Raw genomic sequence first — 17,666 nt, 5'->3', positions numbered from 1 at the left:
TTATTAACAAGGTGATATCTTCACTATGTTAATAATTTCGATTTTAGCAAAATGTTCCGAAAAAGTATATTGTTTTTTCTTTTTATTAAAAATAATTAGAATTTTATAACGATATAAATGTGAATAATAATTCACAGAATCTTTCTAGCAAACTAGTTAGAAGAAGGGTACAATGATAAGAGTTGTGTCTGTAAAATAATAATTAATGGAGTTTTGTTTATAATGAAAAAGTTAAAATATCTTTTTGTTTTTGGGATTATACTTGCGGCCGCGTTTTTTATAGGGAAAGATAAAATTATACAAAAGGCGCAAGTGCTACGCTTAGATTTTCTATCTGAAATGAAAGAATCAGCTATGATTGAAGATGTTCCATTTATAAAACAATTACCAGAATTACCTCGTGGATGTGAAGTGACAAGTTTGGCTATGTTACTGCAATATAAAGGTGTACAAGTAGATAAGATGCAGCTTGCTAGCGAAATCCATCGTGTTCCATTTGAACAAAATGGTTTGCGTGGAAATCCTTATGAGGGATTCGTTGGAAACATTTATACGAAGGCTGAACCTGGATATGGTGTATATAATCAACCAATCTTTAATTTAGCAGAAAAATATGTTCCTGAAAAAGTAATTAATTTAACAGGTAGAGACATGCAAGATATATATAAAGTAATTAGTTCTGGATCTCCAGTATGGGTCATTATTAATACAACGTTTAAGCCACTAGCTGAAAGTAGTTTTGAAACATGGAATACGAGTTCAGGTGAAGTAAAAATTACATATTATGAGCATAGTGCAGTAGTAATTGGATATGATCAAAACTTTGTATATGTAAATGATCCTCTTAAAAACAATCCACGTTTGGCTGTTCCACGAGCGGAATTTGAGAAAGCTTGGGAGCAAATGGGAAAACAAGCAATTACTATTTTGTAATAAGGAAAAAGTCATCTTTTAGATGGCTTTTTATTTTTAAGTCTATAACACGGAAAATTCGGAATATTCTTTTAAAAGTTAATAATTCGCGTTATAATAACATTTAACTTGGTGAAGAAGGAGAGAAGAGAAATGGATGTTGCAAAGGAACTTGTTTTGTCAAAAAATCAGTTGGTTGAGTGGAGAAGGCATTTTCATAAGTATCCAGAGTTATCTTTTCAAGAAGAGAAAACATCGCAGTTTGTGTTCGACATACTTCAAAAAATCCCATATTTAGAAGTGTCACGACCGACTCAATATAGTGTGATGGCAAAGTTAGTAGGTAAACAGCCCGGTAAAACAATTGCGGTCCGGGCTGATATGGATGCTCTTCCTATTCATGAAGAAAATGATTTTGATTTTATTTCGACATATCAAGGTGTGATGCATGCATGTGGTCATGATGGACATATGGCGATATTACTTGGTGTGGTACATAAGTTAGTAGAGGAAAGAGAGAAGGTTAAAGGGGAGATTCGTTTTCTATTCCAACATGCAGAAGAAAATTTTCCTGGTGGCGCAGAGGAAATGGTTGCAGCGGGGGTAATGGAAGGTGTGGATTATATTATTGGTGCTCACCTGTGGGCGTCGTTAGAGGTTGGTAAAATAGGTGTAATTTATGGTGCGGCAATGGCTGCGCCGGATGTTTTTAAAATTACGATTGAGGGCAAGGGTGGGCATGCTGGAATCCCTCATGAAACTATTGATAGTATTGCAATCGGTACACAAGTTGTTTCACAACTTCAGCAAATTGTATCTCGCCTCACGAATCCGTTAGATTCTCTCGTAGTATCTGTTACGCAATTTCATGCCGGAACAACCCATAATGTGATTCCAGAACAAGCGGAAATTGAAGGAACAGTGCGGAGTTTAAGACATGAGTTGAGAGAAGAAACAGAGGGGAAGATTGAACGGATTGTAAAGTATATTACAGAATCTTACGGAGCGAAATATACATTTTCTTATGAATATGGATACCGACCAGTTGTAAATGATTATGAAGTTACAGAGCTTATTGAACGCACGGCATTGCAACTTTATGGACGAGACAGGGTTGTTCGTTTACAACCAACGATGGCTGGAGAAGATTTTTCAGCATTTTTACAAAAGGCACCAGGGACATTCTTTTTTATCGGAGCAGGAAATAAAGAGAAGGGAATTATATATCCTCATCACCATCCTCGTTTTACGATTGACGAAGATGCACTGCCGATTGGCGTGGAAGTGTTTGTATCATCCATTATGAATTTCATAAATAAAGGAGAATGAGATGAAGAAAATACACGTGCTAGCACTTATTCCCGTTCTTTGTTTAGTAGTTGGACCAGTATTTGCAAATTCGGTCACTCCTTACGTACTAGGGATGCCATTTTTATTATTTTGGGTATTATTATCGGTGCTTATTACCTCTCTTTGTATGGGGATTGTGTACGTATTCGATCCTGCTAATAAGGGGGATATGGAATGACAGCATTATTTATCATTATTTTATTCTTATTTCTAGCGCTATTTTTAGGTATTCGGGCGCAGCGTGGAAAAGATATGAATTTAGAGCAATGGTCAGTTGGAGGAAGAGGATTTGGAACGATTTTCGTATTTCTCCTTATGGCAGGCGAAATTTATACGACATTCACATTTTTAGGAGGAAGTGGATGGGCGTATAGTAAAGGAGCGCCTACTTTTTATATTTTAGGTTATGGCGCACTAGCTTATATTTTATCGTATTTCTTATTACCGCCAATTTGGAAATATGCGAAAGAACATAACCTTGTTTCACAGCCAGATTTTTTTGCGAAGAAATATAGAAGTAAAGCGCTTGGATTGATTGTTTCAATTGTTGGTGTTGTTTCCATCATCCCATATCTTGTTTTACAGTTGAAGGGATTGGGGATTATCGTTTCAGAAGCTTCTTATGGAAGGGTATCACCTGTTGTTGCAGTATGGATTGGCGCTATTGTTATAACTATATATGTAATGGTTTCAGGTATACATGGATCAGCTTGGACAGCCGCTTTGAAGGACATTATGATCCTGTTTATTGTTATGTTTTTAGGTATATATTTACCGTATCATTATTACGGAGGGTTTCAGCCGATGTTCGAAGCTGTAGAAGCTGCGAAACCAGGATTTTTATCTTTACCTGAAGAAGGGATGAGTATTTCTTGGTTTGTTTCTACTATTATATTAACGGCCCTAGGTTTTTATATGTGGCCTCATACATTTGCTTCTGCTTTCTCTGCTAAAAATGAAAAAGTATTTCGTAAAAATGCGGCAATTATGCCATTGTACTCTTTAGTTTTACTTTTCGTATTTTTTGCAGGGTTTGCTGCTATCCTGCAAGTTCCTGGACTAAAGGGAGGAGATGTAGATCTTTCATTATTCCGTCTTGCTTTACAAACTTTTGATCCTTGGTTTATTGGAATTATTGGTAGTGCTGGGGTATTAACGGCATTAGTTCCAGCATCCATGCTTGTTATGGCCGCGTCTACATTGTTAGCGAAAAATATTTACCGAACGATGATCCCATCTGCTTCAGATAGACAAGTGGCTAAAGTAGCAAAATTATTTGTGCCTGTAGTAACGTTTATAGCAGTTTTATTTACATTTAAAGGAGGAGAAACAATAGGAGCTCTCCTTTTAATGGGATACAGTATTGTAACGCAACTTTTCCCTGCACTTGTATGTAGTTTGTTTCCACGTCAAATTATTACGAAGCAAGGGGCGATTGCAGGAATGGCGATTGGTCTGTTAGTTGTTGCATATATTACTTTATCTGGTTCTACTATAGCTACGATGTTTCCGAGTTTCCCGCAGTATATAAAAGATTTAAACGTAGGTATAATCGCATTATTAATGAATATGATTGTGATGTTTGTAGTGAGTGGGATTACGAAAAGAGTATCTATAAAAACAGACAATATAATAGTAGAAAAATAACCTGTGCACGAGAGCTATCTTTGAAAAGAGATAGCTCTTTTTTGTATATATTTTCTTCTATTAGCGGAATCTAACTAAAAACTTGTTGAAAAGGAAGTTAGGTGGGGGAATTGTTAGAGTTAGAAGGTAACTTGTTTGAAGTTATGGAGAAAATAAGAGATGAGTTAGGTTCACCTAATGATTTAACAATTAGAGAAGTTGCTCTTGCTGGCAGTTTAACGCGCTGCGCTGTTATTTTTTTATGTGGGTTAACAGATAAGGATAATGTTTATAAATATGTAGTTCGTACGCTTCAATATGAAGAAATACAAAAAGAAGCAGCTATTGTTCAAACGTTATTGGATCGCTTTATTTCTATCGCAGAAGTCGGTATGAAAACAACATTTCCGGATATTATAAATGCGATTTTAGCGGGAGATACAGTTATATTAATTGATAATATTCAAACGGCTATTGTTGTTAACAGTAGAGCTTGGGAGAAAAGAAGTCTAGAGCCTCCAGTGACAGAAGATTTAATACGTGGACCAAGAGTTGGGTTAAATGAAGATATTAATGTAAATAAAATGTTAATTCGCCGTGGTTTACGTGATCCGAAGTTACGGTTTCAATCTTATATTATGGGGAAACGATCGCAGAAAGAAGTAACCTTAGTATATATAGAAGATATTATTAACCCGTATATTGTAAAAGAACTAGATCGGCGTCTTCAATCCATAGTGACAGATGTCATTTTTGAGACGGGAACGATTGAGCAATTAATTCAAGATAATAATTTGTCACCCTTTCCGCAGTTTTTAAATACGGAAAGGCCTGATAATATTGTGGCTTCATTAGCGAAAGGAAAGGCGGCTATTTTGGTGGATGGATCACCGTTTGCTCTTATAGCTCCACTTGTATTTGTTGATATTTTTCAATCTGTCGAAGATCATTATGAGCGCTGGGTGATTGGAACGTTATTGAGAGTTTTACGGATGGTTTCTGGTATAATGGCAGTTTTGCTACCAGCTATGTATGTAGCACTTGTATCATATCATCAAGGGCTTATCCCATCTAAACTAGCTTATTCTATTGCGGGAGCCAGAGAAGGGGTACCATTTCCGGCATATATTGAAACATTAATGATGGCATTAACGATGGAGTTAATACGAGAAGCGGGAATTAGATTGCCAAAACCGATGGGACAAACAATTGGGATTGTAGGCGGTCTTGTAATTGGGGAAGCGGCGGTGAATGCAGGAATTGTAAACCCGTTCTTAGTTATTATTATTGCAGTTACTGCAATTGCTACATTTTCACTGCCTGTATATAGCATTACAATTACGTTTCGCATTTTACTTTTTGTTTTTGTATTAGCAGCAACTGCTTTTGGATTGTACGGAATCATTTTAGCTCTTATTTCACTTGCGATTCATATTACGAATTTAAAGAGTGTTGGTATTCCTTATACAACGCCTATTGCTCCTGCATTTTATAAAGATTGGAAAGAAGAACTTATTCGTATGCCAAAATCGATGTTGAAAGAGAGACCGGAATATTTGCAAACAAAAGATTCTACAATACGTCCAAAGGAGCGAAAATAATTGAAACCATTTGAGTATGGCGATGAAGAGATTGGATCTCGGGAAATTGGGTTTGCGGTATCGTCAACCATTATTGGTATAGGGGCATTGTCTATGCCGAGAGATATTGCTGATCAAACTTTATTTTCGGACGGTTGGATTATTTTACTTTTGGGTGGATTGATATGTGCGGTTTTAGGTTGGTTTGTAACGAGGGTAGCTATTTTATTCCCAAAACAAAACTTTGTTCAATATACGAGTGCGCATTTGACGAAACCTGTTGCATACACAATTAGTAGCATCTTAGTATTAACATTTGCAGCTTTGACAGCATATGAATCGCGAATGATTGCGGTTATTTCACAAACATATTTATTTAGTGATACACCAATACAGCTATTGTCTTTCTTCTTCTTATTAGTTGTTATTTATGGAGTAGCTGGATCGAGAGCGGCTTTATTAAGGTTAAATGTTCTATTCTTGCCAATTGTTTTAATTGCGATAGTGCTTCTTTCTTTATTGAATGTGAACTTAATGGAAATAGATAATTTATTACCGGCTTTTCAAACGAATGTCAGTCAATATGCTGTAGGAGTTAAAAATTCTATTTTTACATTCATCGGATTTGAGGTAGCTCTGTTTTATGCTGTGTTGTTGAACGATAAAACAGCGAAAAAAGCGCCAATGGCAGTTGCAAAAGCGGTGATGGTGAACGTATTGTCATACATTTTAATTTATGTAACTTGTATTAGTGTTTTTACATATATGACAACACGTGGATTGACATATCCAACAATTGAACTAGGAAAAGAAATTGAAATTGGCGGAGGGTTTTTAGAAAGATTTGATGCAATTTTTTTTACTACTTGGATTATTACTATTTATAACACGACAGCAATGTATTATGATGTCGCATCTTTATTATTTTGTGCTATGTTTCCGAAAGTGAAGAAGCATATTTTCATTTTTGTAAGTGCCCCGATTATTTTTATGGTGAATATGATACCTAGTAATTTGAAGAAATTGTCAAGTTATGGGACTTATTTAGCTTGGATAGATATGGGGTTTGTCGTGTTAGCGCCTTTGTTAGTTTTTATTGTATATAAAATAAAAAGAAGGAATGGTAAAAATGAAACACCTTCTTAAAATAATAATGGTTATGGTTTTAGCTGGATCTATAAGTGGGTGCTCTGAGTTAGAAGAAATAGAAGAAAGAGGATTTGTAGTAGGTGCAGCTTACGATATTGTAAAGGCAAAGAAAGCAAATCCAATTATGAAAGGGACGTATCAGATGGTACTCCCCAGTAAATTGTCGCAACAAGGTGGACAAGGTGATGGAGATGGCGAAAATTATATTAATGTTAGTGCGAAAGCAGATAGTGTCTTTGAGCAAATCCGAATTATCGCCAAAAAAATTAGTCGTTCATTATTCTTTCCGCATATACAAGTGATTATTTTTTCTAAAGATTTACTAGCGAATCCATATGTTTTGCAAAATACGTTAGATGTATATATTCGCGATCATGAAATGAGAAGGAATATTCGTTTGTTCGTTTCGAAGAAAAATGCAGAAGCTATTTTAAAGCAGAGTGCCAAGCCTGAAAATTTGCCAGCGCAGTATATCGATATGTTAGCTGAACATCCTCCGAAAAATGCCCAAATGATTGAGGCTGCAAGAATTGGTGAAGTCCAGGAAAAGATGATTTCCAATCGGAGTTTTGTATTACCTATTCTCGAACTAACAAAACAAGGGGTACAAATGAACGGGGCAGCGTTGTTTCGCGGGAAGGATAATAAGTGTGTAGGTATTTTGGGTGGGGAAGAAACATTAGGAATGAATTATATAATAGGTAAAAAAATTGGAGGCTTTTTTACCATTCGTAAAAAGGATCAACTTATTACATATGAAATTCATAAGCTGCGTCGGAAAATTAAAGTATCTACAACGAATGCTACAAAACCAAAGTTTGATATTCACATATATCTGGAAGGCACATTGGCGGAGTTGCACTTTAGTGATCATAAAAAAGTTTTGAATGAAAAGCGTTTAGAGAAGGATATTTCGGAGAAAATGGAGAAACGCATCCAAAAATCGATTAAGCTTGTTCAAAAAAAATATAAGGTAGATGTATTAGAATTAGGGGAAGTGTATAAGAGACATAATTATAAAGAGTGGAAAAAAATAAGTAAGAATTGGGATCAAGGTCAGAATTATTTTAGTGATGCTGAAATTACTGTTCATGTTCATCCGATAATTGAACATTCAGGCTCAGCTTTACCGAAGAGAGTGAAATAAGGTGATGAAAGTTGTTTACTGGATTAGGAATTAGTTGCACGATATTAATGGCGGTTCTTCCGGGAACCATATACTTCATCCATAAAAAACTCACAACGTATGGGGCGCAGCCGTGGAAAGAAAAAAAGAAACCTGAATGATTTTCAGGTTTCTTTCGCGCAAAGCATATGTGGAGGGGGATACCTTTTATGTATGCTTTGCTTTTATCCCGCGTTAACGGGCAGTAAGACTATTCGGTGGGAGCAAGGTGTTAGATAGGAAGTCAACTGCCCGTACACGCCTGATTAGTGAGGGCTAATACAAGCCCCTATTGAGTAAAATTGCACTTTATACAAGCCCTAACCAATGTACCAATTGTGTAGAGAGGAATGTAACAACAATGGCGATAACGGTAGGGATTGCAAACGATAAGAATGTCCATTTTGCACTTTTTGTTTCTTTATATATGTTAACTAGTGTCGTTCCGCACGGGAAATGAAGAAGGGAGAACAACATTGTGTTTAACGCTGTTAACCAAGTCCAACCGTTTTCTAAGAATAGATTTTTAATCTGATTAAAATCATCTATTTCAGTTAAAGATCCAGTTGATAAGTAAGACATTAATAAAATCGGAATAACAATTTCATTAGCTGGTAGTCCAAGAATGAATGCAGCTAGAATAAAGCCGTCAAGTCCTAACGTTTTAGCGAATGGATCTAGGAAGTTTACAAAATACATAAGCAGGCTTGTGTCGCCGATGAAAATATTAGCGAGTAACCAAGTTAATGCAGCCGCAGGAGCAGCTACAACTATAGCTCGTTTTAAAACATAGATGGATTTATCGAGTGTTGCACGTACAATTGTATTCCAAATTTTTGGCTTACGGTACGGTGGTAACTCAAGTGTGTAGTGAGTTGGAACACCTTTTAAAGCTGTTTTCGATAGTACCCAAGAAACGGTTAACGTCATAATAACACCAATTACAACCATTCCAACTACAACGCCAGCAGTAACAAATGTTTGCATACTACCTGTATAACCAGCAGCCATAAATAGTGAAGCCATTAAAATTAGCATAGGCCAGCGACCGTTACATGGAACGAAGTTGTTTGTTAAGATAGCAAGCATACGTTCACGTGGCGATTCGATAATACGCGTTGACATAATGGCAGCTGCATTACAACCGAATCCCATTGCCATTGTTAAAGATTGTTTACCATGAGCACCAGATCGCTTAAATAAACGATCCATATTAAACGCAACACGTGGTAAGTATCCGTAGTTTTCTAATAGTGCAAACATAGGGAAAAAGATTGCCATAGGTGGTAACATAACGCTAATAACAGCACCGATACCACGGAATAAACCAAGTATTAAAATACCGTGTAACCATTCAGGTGCATGCATTGCTTGGAACCAAGATGTTAAATATCCTTCTACCCATCCAAAGAACTCAGCAATCATATCAGATGGTACGTTAGCGCCTGCAATTGTAAGATAAAAAATGATAGATAAAATACCGAGCATAATTGGAAATCCCCAGATGGGAGATGTGAAAATTTTATCTAGTTTTTCGGAACGATACAATTTATCAGTATTTGTGTATTGAACAGATTCTTTACATATGCTTGCAGATGTTCGGTAAATATCTCCGACAATATCATCTCGTATATCTTCTTTTGATAGTGTTTGTGCATGTTGAATAATATAGTCCAATGGAAGAGCTTTACTGGCTGAGTGAGATTCCATTTATTACGACCTCCCTTACAAGTGGTTCATTATGGTGTTTTTGAAGTGTAGTTAAGAAATTTTTATCCCCATCTAATATACGTAACGCAATCCAGCGTGCTGGATACGCATCACCGAACACTTTATAAATTTGTGGTTCTAATTCCTGAATCATATTTTCGATTTTTTCGCTGTAAGTAATTTTAATTGGTGTTGGAATTATTTTTTTATTTGCTACTTTAGCGATGACATTTAGTAAATGCCCGATACCAATTCGGTTTCGAGCTGAAATCTTTACTACCGGTACACCGAGTGATGTTGCTAATTTCTTTTCATCAATAACGATGCCTTTTTTCTCAGCTTCATCAATTAAGTTAATACAAATAACTACGTTGCTCGTCATTTCCATCACTTGGAGTGCTAAATTTAAATTTCTCTCCATAGCAGTTGCGTCTATAACAACTACAGTGACTTCTGGCTTTTCAAAGATAATATAATCTCTCGCCACTTCTTCATCCGCAGAGTTTGAATATAGTGAGTAAGTTCCAGGTAAATCTATTAATGTATATTTATTTCCGTTATGTTCATATTCCCCTTCGGCCTTTAAAACAGTTTTTCCCGTCCAGTTTCCAGTATGTTGTTTTAAGCCTGTTAAAGTATTAAATAATGTACTTTTCCCGGTATTCGGGTTGCCAGCTAAAGCAATACGGTGGTTGCTCATCTGAAATCATCTCCTATTAATACCCCGAAAATAAGGGAGCTTTCTTCTTTACGCAGTGCAATAGTTGTATTGCTTACTTGATAAGCGACCGGATCTCCAAGTGGACTGCGCTGTAATACTTTAATCGTTGCCCCAGGGATAAACCCTAGATCTAATAAACGTCGTTTCATAGTTCCTTCTAATTGTATCTTCTCAATTTGTACAAACTCTCCTGTTTTAAATGCAGAAAGTGGTCTTGTATTAGCCGATACCATAAAAGTTACCTCATCTCTATATTGTTAGTTTAAGTTTAAAAAGTTTCCTTAGGTAAACTTTTTGCTACTAATATAGTAGACTACATTGAATGATGCTGTCAATTAGTACTTTAAAAATATTCAATTATTTTTAGAATTGTTCCAATTTATTTAGTTGTACTAAAAAAAAATACTGAAATTCTGTTTAATGTAAATAAAATGAGATTGTAAAAGTTAAAAATATAGTGGATTTGTAAATATATTTTTAACTAAAAGGTGAAAAGAAAGAAAAACATTTACATTGAGTTTACATTATTAAGAATAAATTTACATTACAGCTCGTTTAGTGTGGATTTTGTTGGGTTCTTTAACTACAAATGTTGGGATTCCTAGCTTTTTAGGATTATTATCGCTATTTACTTAAAATTAAAAATTGCTTAACACTCACATAATATTGTTGTCCTACAATGAATTTGTGTTCGAAAAAAGTAGACGAATGTGAAAAGTGATAATCCAAATGGGGGTACAAGACATGGTTATGAAAAAGGGTATTAAATTTTCTTTAGCAGCTTTAGTGGTAGCAGGAGCATTAGTTGGATGTGGGAAAGCAGAAGATACAGCTAGTAAAGATAATGCTAAAGGAAGCGATAATGCAAAACAAGAATTGTCAGGTACGATTGCAGCTGCAGGTTCTACAGCGCTTCAACCTCTTGCAGAGGAAGCTGGAAAGAAATTCATGGAGAAAAATTCAAAAGTTTCTATTCAAGTTCAAGGTGGCGGTAGTGGAACAGGGATTAACCAAGTAGCATCTGGTGCAGTACAAATTGGTAATTCGGATGTTCCATCTGGAGATAAAATAAAAGATGCTGATAAAGCAAAAGAATTAGTAGATAACAAAGTTGCGGGTATCGCATTCGCGCTTGTCGTAAATAAAGATGTAAAAGTTGATAACTTAACAGTACAACAAGTACAAGATATCTTCACTGGAAAAGTAACGAATTGGAAAGAGGTTGGCGGGAAAGACGAAAAAATCAACGTAATTAACCGTCCAGCTTCATCTGGTACACGTGCTACTTTTGAAAAGACAGTGATGAAAGACGCGAAAATTAATGATGGAACTGGTACGACACAAGATTCTAATGGTGCTGTAGAGCAAGCGATTAACTCTACTCCAGGTTCAGTGAGTTACTTAGCAATGTCTTACATGGTTGGTGAGAAAAAAGGTGCGCTACAAACGGTTAAAATTGATGGATCTGAACCAAAAGTTGAGAACATCGCTGCTGGTAAATATCCATTCTGGTCTTACGAGTACATGGTAACAAAAGGTGAGGCAAAAGAAGCAACAAAAGCTTACATTGACTATGTAAAAGGTAAAGATTTCGAAAAGCAAGTAGAAGATATGGGTTACATTCCGATGTCTAAATTAAATAAGTAATAAAATTTATGGGGCTGGCTGCAAGGTCAGTCCTGTTCATTTCAATTTATGAAGTGGGGTCTGTCCTGTGATGAAGGGGAAAAAACAAATAAATTACGTAAAGAGTGAATATATAGGAAGATCACTCGTTACGTTTTGTGGTATTTTTATTGTTTTAGTTACATTAGCTATTATTGCGTTTATTTGTGGTAAAGGAATTCAATCTTTTACGCAAAGTGGTATCTCATTTACTGAGGTATTAACATCGACAAAATGGAATCCGAATGCTGACGAAGGAACCTTCGGAGCTGTAATTTTTATTATAGGTTCAACATTGGTTTCGATAGGTGCAGTTATTATTAGTGCGCCAATTGCTATAGCTCTTGCTATATTCATGAATTTAATTTCGCCGAAGTTCGGAAATAAAGTATTGAAGCCTGTTTTAGAACTATTAGTTGGTATTCCTTCAGTTGTATACGGATTATTAGGGGTTACGATTTTAGTGCCACTATTACGTGATTCGTTTGGAGGAGTGGGGTTTAGTTTAATTGCGGGTATTATTGTCCTAAGTATTATGATATTACCTACTATTGCTAGTATCGCTTCTGATGCAATACGCTCTGTTCCATTTGATTATTTAGAAGCTTCTTATGGTCTAGGATCAACGAAATGGCAAGCGATTAGTCGAGTGATCGTTCCTGCTGCAAAACAGGGGATTTTAACAGGTATAGTTTTAGGATTAGCGCGTGCTTTTGGTGAAGCGTTAGCGGTTCAAATGGTAATCGGGAACACGATTAAATTACCAGAAGGAATATATAGTCCAACAGCAACGTTAACAGGTATTCTGACAATGGATATGACGAATACATTGAACGGAACAGCTTGGAACAATGCGCTATGGACATTAGCGATGATTTTGCTTGTTATTTCATTCCTGTTTATTTTAGTAATTCGAGCGATTGGTCAAAGAGGTGAGCGATAATAATGAATGCAAGAACGGTAAATAAAGTTTGGACAGGTATCTTTTATGCGGTTGCGGCTTTAGTTGTAGCTTTGCTAGTGTTCTTAGTGTTTGAAATTTTACAAAAGGGATGGGGATTTTGGGATCCTAATTTCTTGTTTGGAGAACCAAGCAATACAAGAGCTGGTGGTGGGATTGGTCCGCAGTTATTCAATTCCTTCTATATGCTTGTTATAACGCTTATTATATCTATTCCTCTTGGATTAGGTGCTGGAATATATTTAGCGGAGTATGCAAAACAAGGTCGATTTTTAAGTTTTGTTCGTTTATGTATTGAAACAATGGCGTCTTTACCTTCTATTGTTGTTGGTTTATTCGGTTTGTTAGTGTTCGTTACAATGACAGGCTGGGGGTACACGGTAATGGGTGGTGCTTTAGCTTTAACTATTTTAAACTTACCAGGTTTAACGCGTGTTTGTGAAAATGCGATTTCAGAAGTTCCTCATAATGTAAAAGAGGCGAGTCTTGGATTAGGTGCGACAAAGTGGCAAACGATCGCGCGTATTATTATCCCGTCGTCATTACCGCAAATTATTACAGGTGTTATTTTAGCGGCTGGCCGTATATTTGGTGAAGCAGCGGCATTAATTTACACAGCGGGTTTAACATCTCCAATTTTAAATTCAGCAGCGGACTTCTCAAGTCCTGCGCATCCTTTAAATCCATTTAGACCAGCTGAAACGTTAGCGGTTCATATTTGGAAGTTGAATTCTGAAGGGATTATCCCGGATGCGAAGTTGATTGCGACAAAATCTGCAGCTGTATTAATTATTATGGTATTACTATTCAATGTTATTTCACGCTTGATAGCATCTGTATTGCATAAGCGTTTTACAGGAACGAAAAGAAAAAGTAAAACGACGAAGAAGGTAAAAGCGGCATAAGTTATAAAGAAGAACTCTCTATTTATAAGTAGGGGGTTCTTTTTGTATTTTAATATAGAAGAAATGGATATAAAGGGGGGAGTAAAAGACCTTCAAATAACGAATATCTTATTGTAGACTTTGGTCAACCTATAGAGCGATATGCGCAAAAGAAGGATGGATTATATGGGTAGGTAAAGAAACGGCGTTATCTTCATTCGTGAAGATAACGCCTTTTTACTTTAAATATCAGGTGTTTCTGTAGAAGTACTGATTTTTCTGCGTGAACGTCTTTTTCTACCGATTTTATCCAGTAATTCGTACATAACAGGAACGACTACTAATGTAAGAACAGTTGAAACTGCCAAACCGCCGATTACAACAACTGCCAAACTTTTTGATACCATACTCCCTGCTTGAGATTGACCGAATAGGAGAGGGAGCATAGCAACGATTGTTGTTACAGCTGTCATAATAATTGGACGAAGTCTCGTGGACCCAGCTTCTAGTAAGGCGTCCCTTGTTTCCATGCCATTTTCTCGATTTTGTTGCACTCTTTCTATTAATACAATTGCATTTGTGACGACAATCCCAATTAACATTAATGCGCCAATTAAAGAATTTATATCGACAGGTGTTCTTGAAATGATTAATCCTAAAATACCACCGACAGCAGCTAATGGTAAGGAGAATAAAATTGCAAAAGGAGCACGCGCTTGCCCAAAGGTGATAACCATAATTAAATATACAATCCCAATTGCAATCCCCATGATTTTGAATAAATCTGTGAAGTTCTCTTGCATAGATTCAGTGGCGCCGGCGATATTTACTTTTGCTCCACTAGGTAAATCTAAGTTGGTTATCGCATTGTTTACTTCTGCGCTTACTTTACTTAAATCTTCACTTGAGGCTTCAGCAGTAATTTGAATTGTTTCTTTTCCGTCTTTATGGAAAATTTCTGTTTGAAGTTGTTTTTCTGAAATAGTTGCAATGTCCTTTAAAGGAATTGGTCCGTTAATAGGTGACAGTATGTTTGCGTTTAAAATATCTGTTTGTTTATTAATATTTTCTTTTTTGTGCTCTATCATAATAGTAGTTTTTTCATTGCTAATTGAAATTTCACCAATAGGCGATTTCTTCATAAGGAATGCTACTTGTTGTGCTGCTAATTCTGGGGTTAAACCTAATTGTTCGGCTTTTGTTTGATCAATATGAATTTGCCATTCTTTCTTAGAGTCTTCTAAATTCGTTTTTACTTTAGAGAGAGCATCCATACTCTTTAGTTTTGTTTCGACGATGTTAGCGGCTTTTTTTAGATTCGTTTCGTTAGTAGCAGTTACGTTAAATTGTAAATTGTTACCCCCACCAGAGCTTGAATAACTCGTTTTTATATAATCAAGTTCGGCAGGTTCAAAAGATTTATGATCTTTCTTTAAGTCTTTAATATATTGGTCGATATTAGACCCCTTTTTGAAGACTACAAATATACTGGCAAGATTATTTTTAGTCGTTTGCCCCCATTGTGCATCTTCTGCGCTAGATCCCATTCGTAAAATAACATCTGTTACATCAGGATTAGAGAGTAGTTTCTTTTCGAAGTCAAAGGCTTTTTGTTTTTGAGATTCAGAATTATAATCAGCTGGAAACGTCATATTAACGGATAACATTGTATCATCTTCGGACTTTATGTTCGATTTTGGTAGTAATATATATGCAGCGATTGATCCCGCAAATAATAAAAATGAAGTTAGTAGAATAATAAATTTATGAGAAAGAGCCCACTTTAATGTAGCTACATATCGTGGTGAAGAGCTCGGCTTGCGATGCTTTGTTTTTTTGAGTAGTAAAAAAGCCATAAGTGGAACAACTGTTAATGCGACGATTAAAGAAGAAAGGATTGAATATACAACTGCTAATACCATAGGTAACATTAATTTTCCGATTACTCCTGATACGAGGCCGATAGGTAAAAAAACAGCGACCGTTGTTAAAGTAGAAGAAGTGATTGCGACGGCAACCTCTTTCGTTGCATCGATAATAATATCTTTAGAGAAAGGTTCCTTTTGTAAACGGCGAAAAATATTTTCAATGACAACGATACTATCATCGACGAGACGTCCAACTGCAACTGCTAAGCCACCGAGAGTTAAAATGTTAAGTGTGATGTTAGATTGGTGTAGTAAAAAGAGTGTTAATAAAATAGATAATGGAATACTGACAACAGCGATGAGTGTCGTTCGGAAGTTACGCAAAAAGATTAAGATAATTAGAGTAGCGGCGATTGCGCCAAGGATTACTTCTTTTCCCATACTAGTAACAGCATTTTCAACTTGTTCATGAGTTGAGGCTAAAAGTTTAATAGAAAACTGATCTTTATATTGCTTACTTATGTCTTTAATTTTTTTATCAATCTCTTTTCCAATTGCAACCGCGTTTTTACTCGGCTCTTTCATGATGATTAATCCTGTTCCTTCTTCTCCGTTTATGTGTGATATTGTATCGTAGTTTTGTTTCAGTTCAATTTGAGCAATATCTTGCAATTTCACTTGAGGTGCTACGGTGATGTTTTTAATCTCATTTATATTTTTTACTTCCCCGATGACACGAAGATTGTATTCTTCTTTATTAACAGTAATTGCTCCAGTGGGAGTGGAAGTTTCTTTTCCCTGTACAACTTTTAATACTTGCTCTGATGTTACGTTTTTATCTTTTAGTTTGTTAGGATCAAGAACGATGGATAATTCGGAAGTTGATTTTCCGAAAAACATGACATTGGCAACACCATCAATGCTTTCGAGTTGTGGTACGATTTCTTTCTCGATTTGTTTTTCGTCAGCTTTTGAAAATCCATTTTGCTTCTGAATGGTAATTTGAGCGAGTGGAATCATAGAAGTATTTAATTGGCTAACTACAGGTTTAGTTACATCTTTAGGTAATTTAATCGTATTAATTGCTTTTTCGACTTCGCGTGCTGCATCTTTCATATTTGCCTTGGATGTATATGCAATGTCGATGCGTGATAATCCTTCGTGTGTGGAGGAAATGATGCCATCAATATGTTCTAAATTACGAAACTGTTTTTCAAGGGGATCAGTTACGTCTTTAGTCATCGTTTCAGCATCGAGCCCTTGAGATAATGTTGTGACAGTTATTGCAGGGTTATCGATGCTTGGTAAAAATTCCATAGGTAATTTAGAGCCGGAATAAACACCGAGTATGGAAATGAGAAAAACCATGATAATAATAGCAGCTCGGTTTTTTAATGAAAATTTTGTTAACCTATCCATAAGATAATTCCTCCATTAGTATTTATAGTTTTGTGGGCACTTTCTTACTATATAACAAAAAATGGATATTTTTCATTAATTAAATGTAAAAAAATTCTAACAACAATCTTAAGATAATGTTTTTGGTGAGATTGTATTATTTGTATAAAGTGCAATTTTTGATGGGGGAGGAAATTGTTCGTTCGAATTACTTTTTAATGTGGATTGATTCGTTTCTTACGGCTAATTTATATCATTATTCTATAGGGAGTAAATGATTATGAACTTTAATATAGAAGAGAATGAAAATCTGAGAAGTTATTGTGACCTACAGTTTGGTTGCTCGGAGTGTATTGGTATACAATCAAAATACCTGTTTTCAGTAGAGAGGATAAGGAGTCCTTACATAGAAGAAAGTAGGATAGGTGATTTTTTTATTTTTTTTATAAAAAGTACTTGTTATTTCGAAATCACGATGGTATATTAATAAACGTCGCTGATGCGGAAACGCAGAAAATGACAAAAAGAAATTAAGAAACATTGTTGACATCGAAAAATGAAGATGTTAATATGATGAAGTCGCTTGTGAAGCGGCGGACAAGTTCTTTGAAAACTGAACGAAACAAACAACGTGAAACGTCAATTTTTATTTTTAGATGCTAGACAAACTAACTTTA

Annotated in this window: 15 protein-coding genes; 11 read left to right on the top strand and 4 right to left on the bottom strand. The window is 35.7% G+C overall.

What is annotated here, in order from left to right:
- The first annotated feature begins 222 nt into the window (after positions 1–222).
- The 8 genes from G9F74_RS19795 to G9F74_RS30160 all read left to right on the top strand — a co-directional run bounded on the left by G9F74_RS19795 (position 223) and on the right by G9F74_RS30160 (position 7,904).
- A complete protein-coding gene (locus tag G9F74_RS19795; RefSeq protein ID WP_000734486.1) occupies positions 223–933 on the top strand; it encodes a C39 family peptidase in 711 nt (236 codons plus the stop codon).
- Between the two features lie 132 nt (positions 934–1,065).
- Positions 1,066–2,241: an amidohydrolase gene (locus G9F74_RS19790; protein ID WP_016107565.1), complete on the top strand. Its 1,176-nt coding sequence runs from the start codon at positions 1,066–1,068 to the stop codon at positions 2,239–2,241.
- Position 2,242: 1 nt separating this feature from the next.
- Entirely contained in the window at positions 2,243–2,440 is a 198-nt protein-coding gene (locus G9F74_RS19785) for a DUF3311 domain-containing protein (protein WP_000719865.1), read from the top strand.
- Complete coding sequence (locus tag G9F74_RS19780; RefSeq protein ID WP_000125694.1) at positions 2,437–3,909, top strand: sodium:solute symporter family protein; 1,473 nt, start codon at positions 2,437–2,439, stop codon at positions 3,907–3,909. The genes G9F74_RS19785 and G9F74_RS19780 overlap by 4 nt, the downstream gene beginning before the upstream one ends.
- A 101-nt stretch (positions 3,910–4,010) precedes the next feature.
- Positions 4,011–5,489 carry a spore germination protein GerLA gene (gene gerLA / locus G9F74_RS19775; RefSeq protein ID WP_098643559.1) on the top strand — a complete coding sequence of 493 codons (1,479 nt, stop codon included), beginning with the start codon at positions 4,011–4,013 and terminating at the stop codon, positions 5,487–5,489.
- A complete protein-coding gene (gene gerLB, locus G9F74_RS19770; RefSeq protein ID WP_000801990.1) occupies positions 5,490–6,614 on the top strand; it encodes a spore germination protein GerLB in 1,125 nt (374 codons plus the stop codon).
- On the top strand, positions 6,598–7,764 hold the full coding sequence (locus tag G9F74_RS19765) for a Ger(x)C family spore germination protein (RefSeq protein WP_016107567.1): 1,167 nt from the start codon (positions 6,598–6,600) through the stop codon (positions 7,762–7,764). Before gerLB ends, G9F74_RS19765 begins: the two co-directional genes overlap by 17 nt.
- Before the next feature lie 11 nt (positions 7,765–7,775).
- A complete protein-coding gene (locus G9F74_RS30160) occupies positions 7,776–7,904 on the top strand; it encodes a hypothetical protein (RefSeq protein ID WP_000493995.1) in 129 nt (42 codons plus the stop codon).
- 187 nt (positions 7,905–8,091) lie between these two features.
- On the opposite strand, the gene G9F74_RS19760 is transcribed toward G9F74_RS30160, so the two are convergent.
- The 3 genes from G9F74_RS19760 to G9F74_RS19750 are packed head-to-tail and all read right to left on the bottom strand — an operon-like array spanning position 8,092 to position 10,446.
- Entirely contained in the window at positions 8,092–9,492 is a 1,401-nt protein-coding gene (locus G9F74_RS19760) for a nucleoside recognition domain-containing protein (protein WP_016107568.1), read from the bottom strand.
- Positions 9,470–10,192: a FeoB small GTPase domain-containing protein gene (locus tag G9F74_RS19755; protein WP_016107569.1), complete on the bottom strand. Its 723-nt coding sequence runs from the start codon at positions 10,190–10,192 to the stop codon at positions 9,470–9,472. The genes G9F74_RS19760 and G9F74_RS19755 overlap by 23 nt, the downstream gene beginning before the upstream one ends.
- Entirely contained in the window at positions 10,189–10,446 is a 258-nt protein-coding gene (locus G9F74_RS19750) for a FeoA family protein (RefSeq protein WP_000252995.1), read from the bottom strand. Before G9F74_RS19750 ends, G9F74_RS19755 begins: the two co-directional genes overlap by 4 nt.
- Positions 10,447–10,957: 511 nt before the next feature.
- On the opposite strand from G9F74_RS19750, the gene G9F74_RS19745 reads away from it, so the two are divergent.
- From G9F74_RS19745 to pstA, 3 genes are all read left to right on the top strand, one after another.
- On the top strand, positions 10,958–11,860 hold the full coding sequence (locus tag G9F74_RS19745) for a phosphate ABC transporter substrate-binding protein PstS family protein (RefSeq protein WP_000245100.1): 903 nt from the start codon (positions 10,958–10,960) through the stop codon (positions 11,858–11,860).
- Between the two features lie 70 nt (positions 11,861–11,930).
- Entirely contained in the window at positions 11,931–12,821 is an 891-nt protein-coding gene (pstC, locus tag G9F74_RS19740; RefSeq protein WP_000676684.1) for a phosphate ABC transporter permease subunit PstC, read from the top strand.
- Between the two features lie 2 nt (positions 12,822–12,823).
- Positions 12,824–13,744, top strand: a complete 921-nt coding sequence (pstA, locus tag G9F74_RS19735; protein WP_000994143.1) for a phosphate ABC transporter permease PstA — start codon at positions 12,824–12,826, stop codon at positions 13,742–13,744.
- 221 nt (positions 13,745–13,965) lie between these two features.
- Here pstA and G9F74_RS19730 read toward each other — a convergent pair whose 3' ends face one another.
- On the bottom strand, positions 13,966–17,010 hold the full coding sequence (locus tag G9F74_RS19730; RefSeq protein ID WP_016107570.1) for an efflux RND transporter permease subunit: 3,045 nt from the start codon (positions 17,008–17,010) through the stop codon (positions 13,966–13,968).
- Positions 17,011–17,666 lie beyond the last annotated feature (656 nt).

The sequence above is a fragment of the Bacillus sp. EKM202B genome, assembly GCF_011066025.1.
Lineage (GTDB): Bacteria > Bacillota > Bacilli > Bacillales > Bacillaceae_G > Bacillus_A > Bacillus_A toyonensis.
This window is presented reverse-complemented; position numbering and strand designations above follow the sequence as displayed.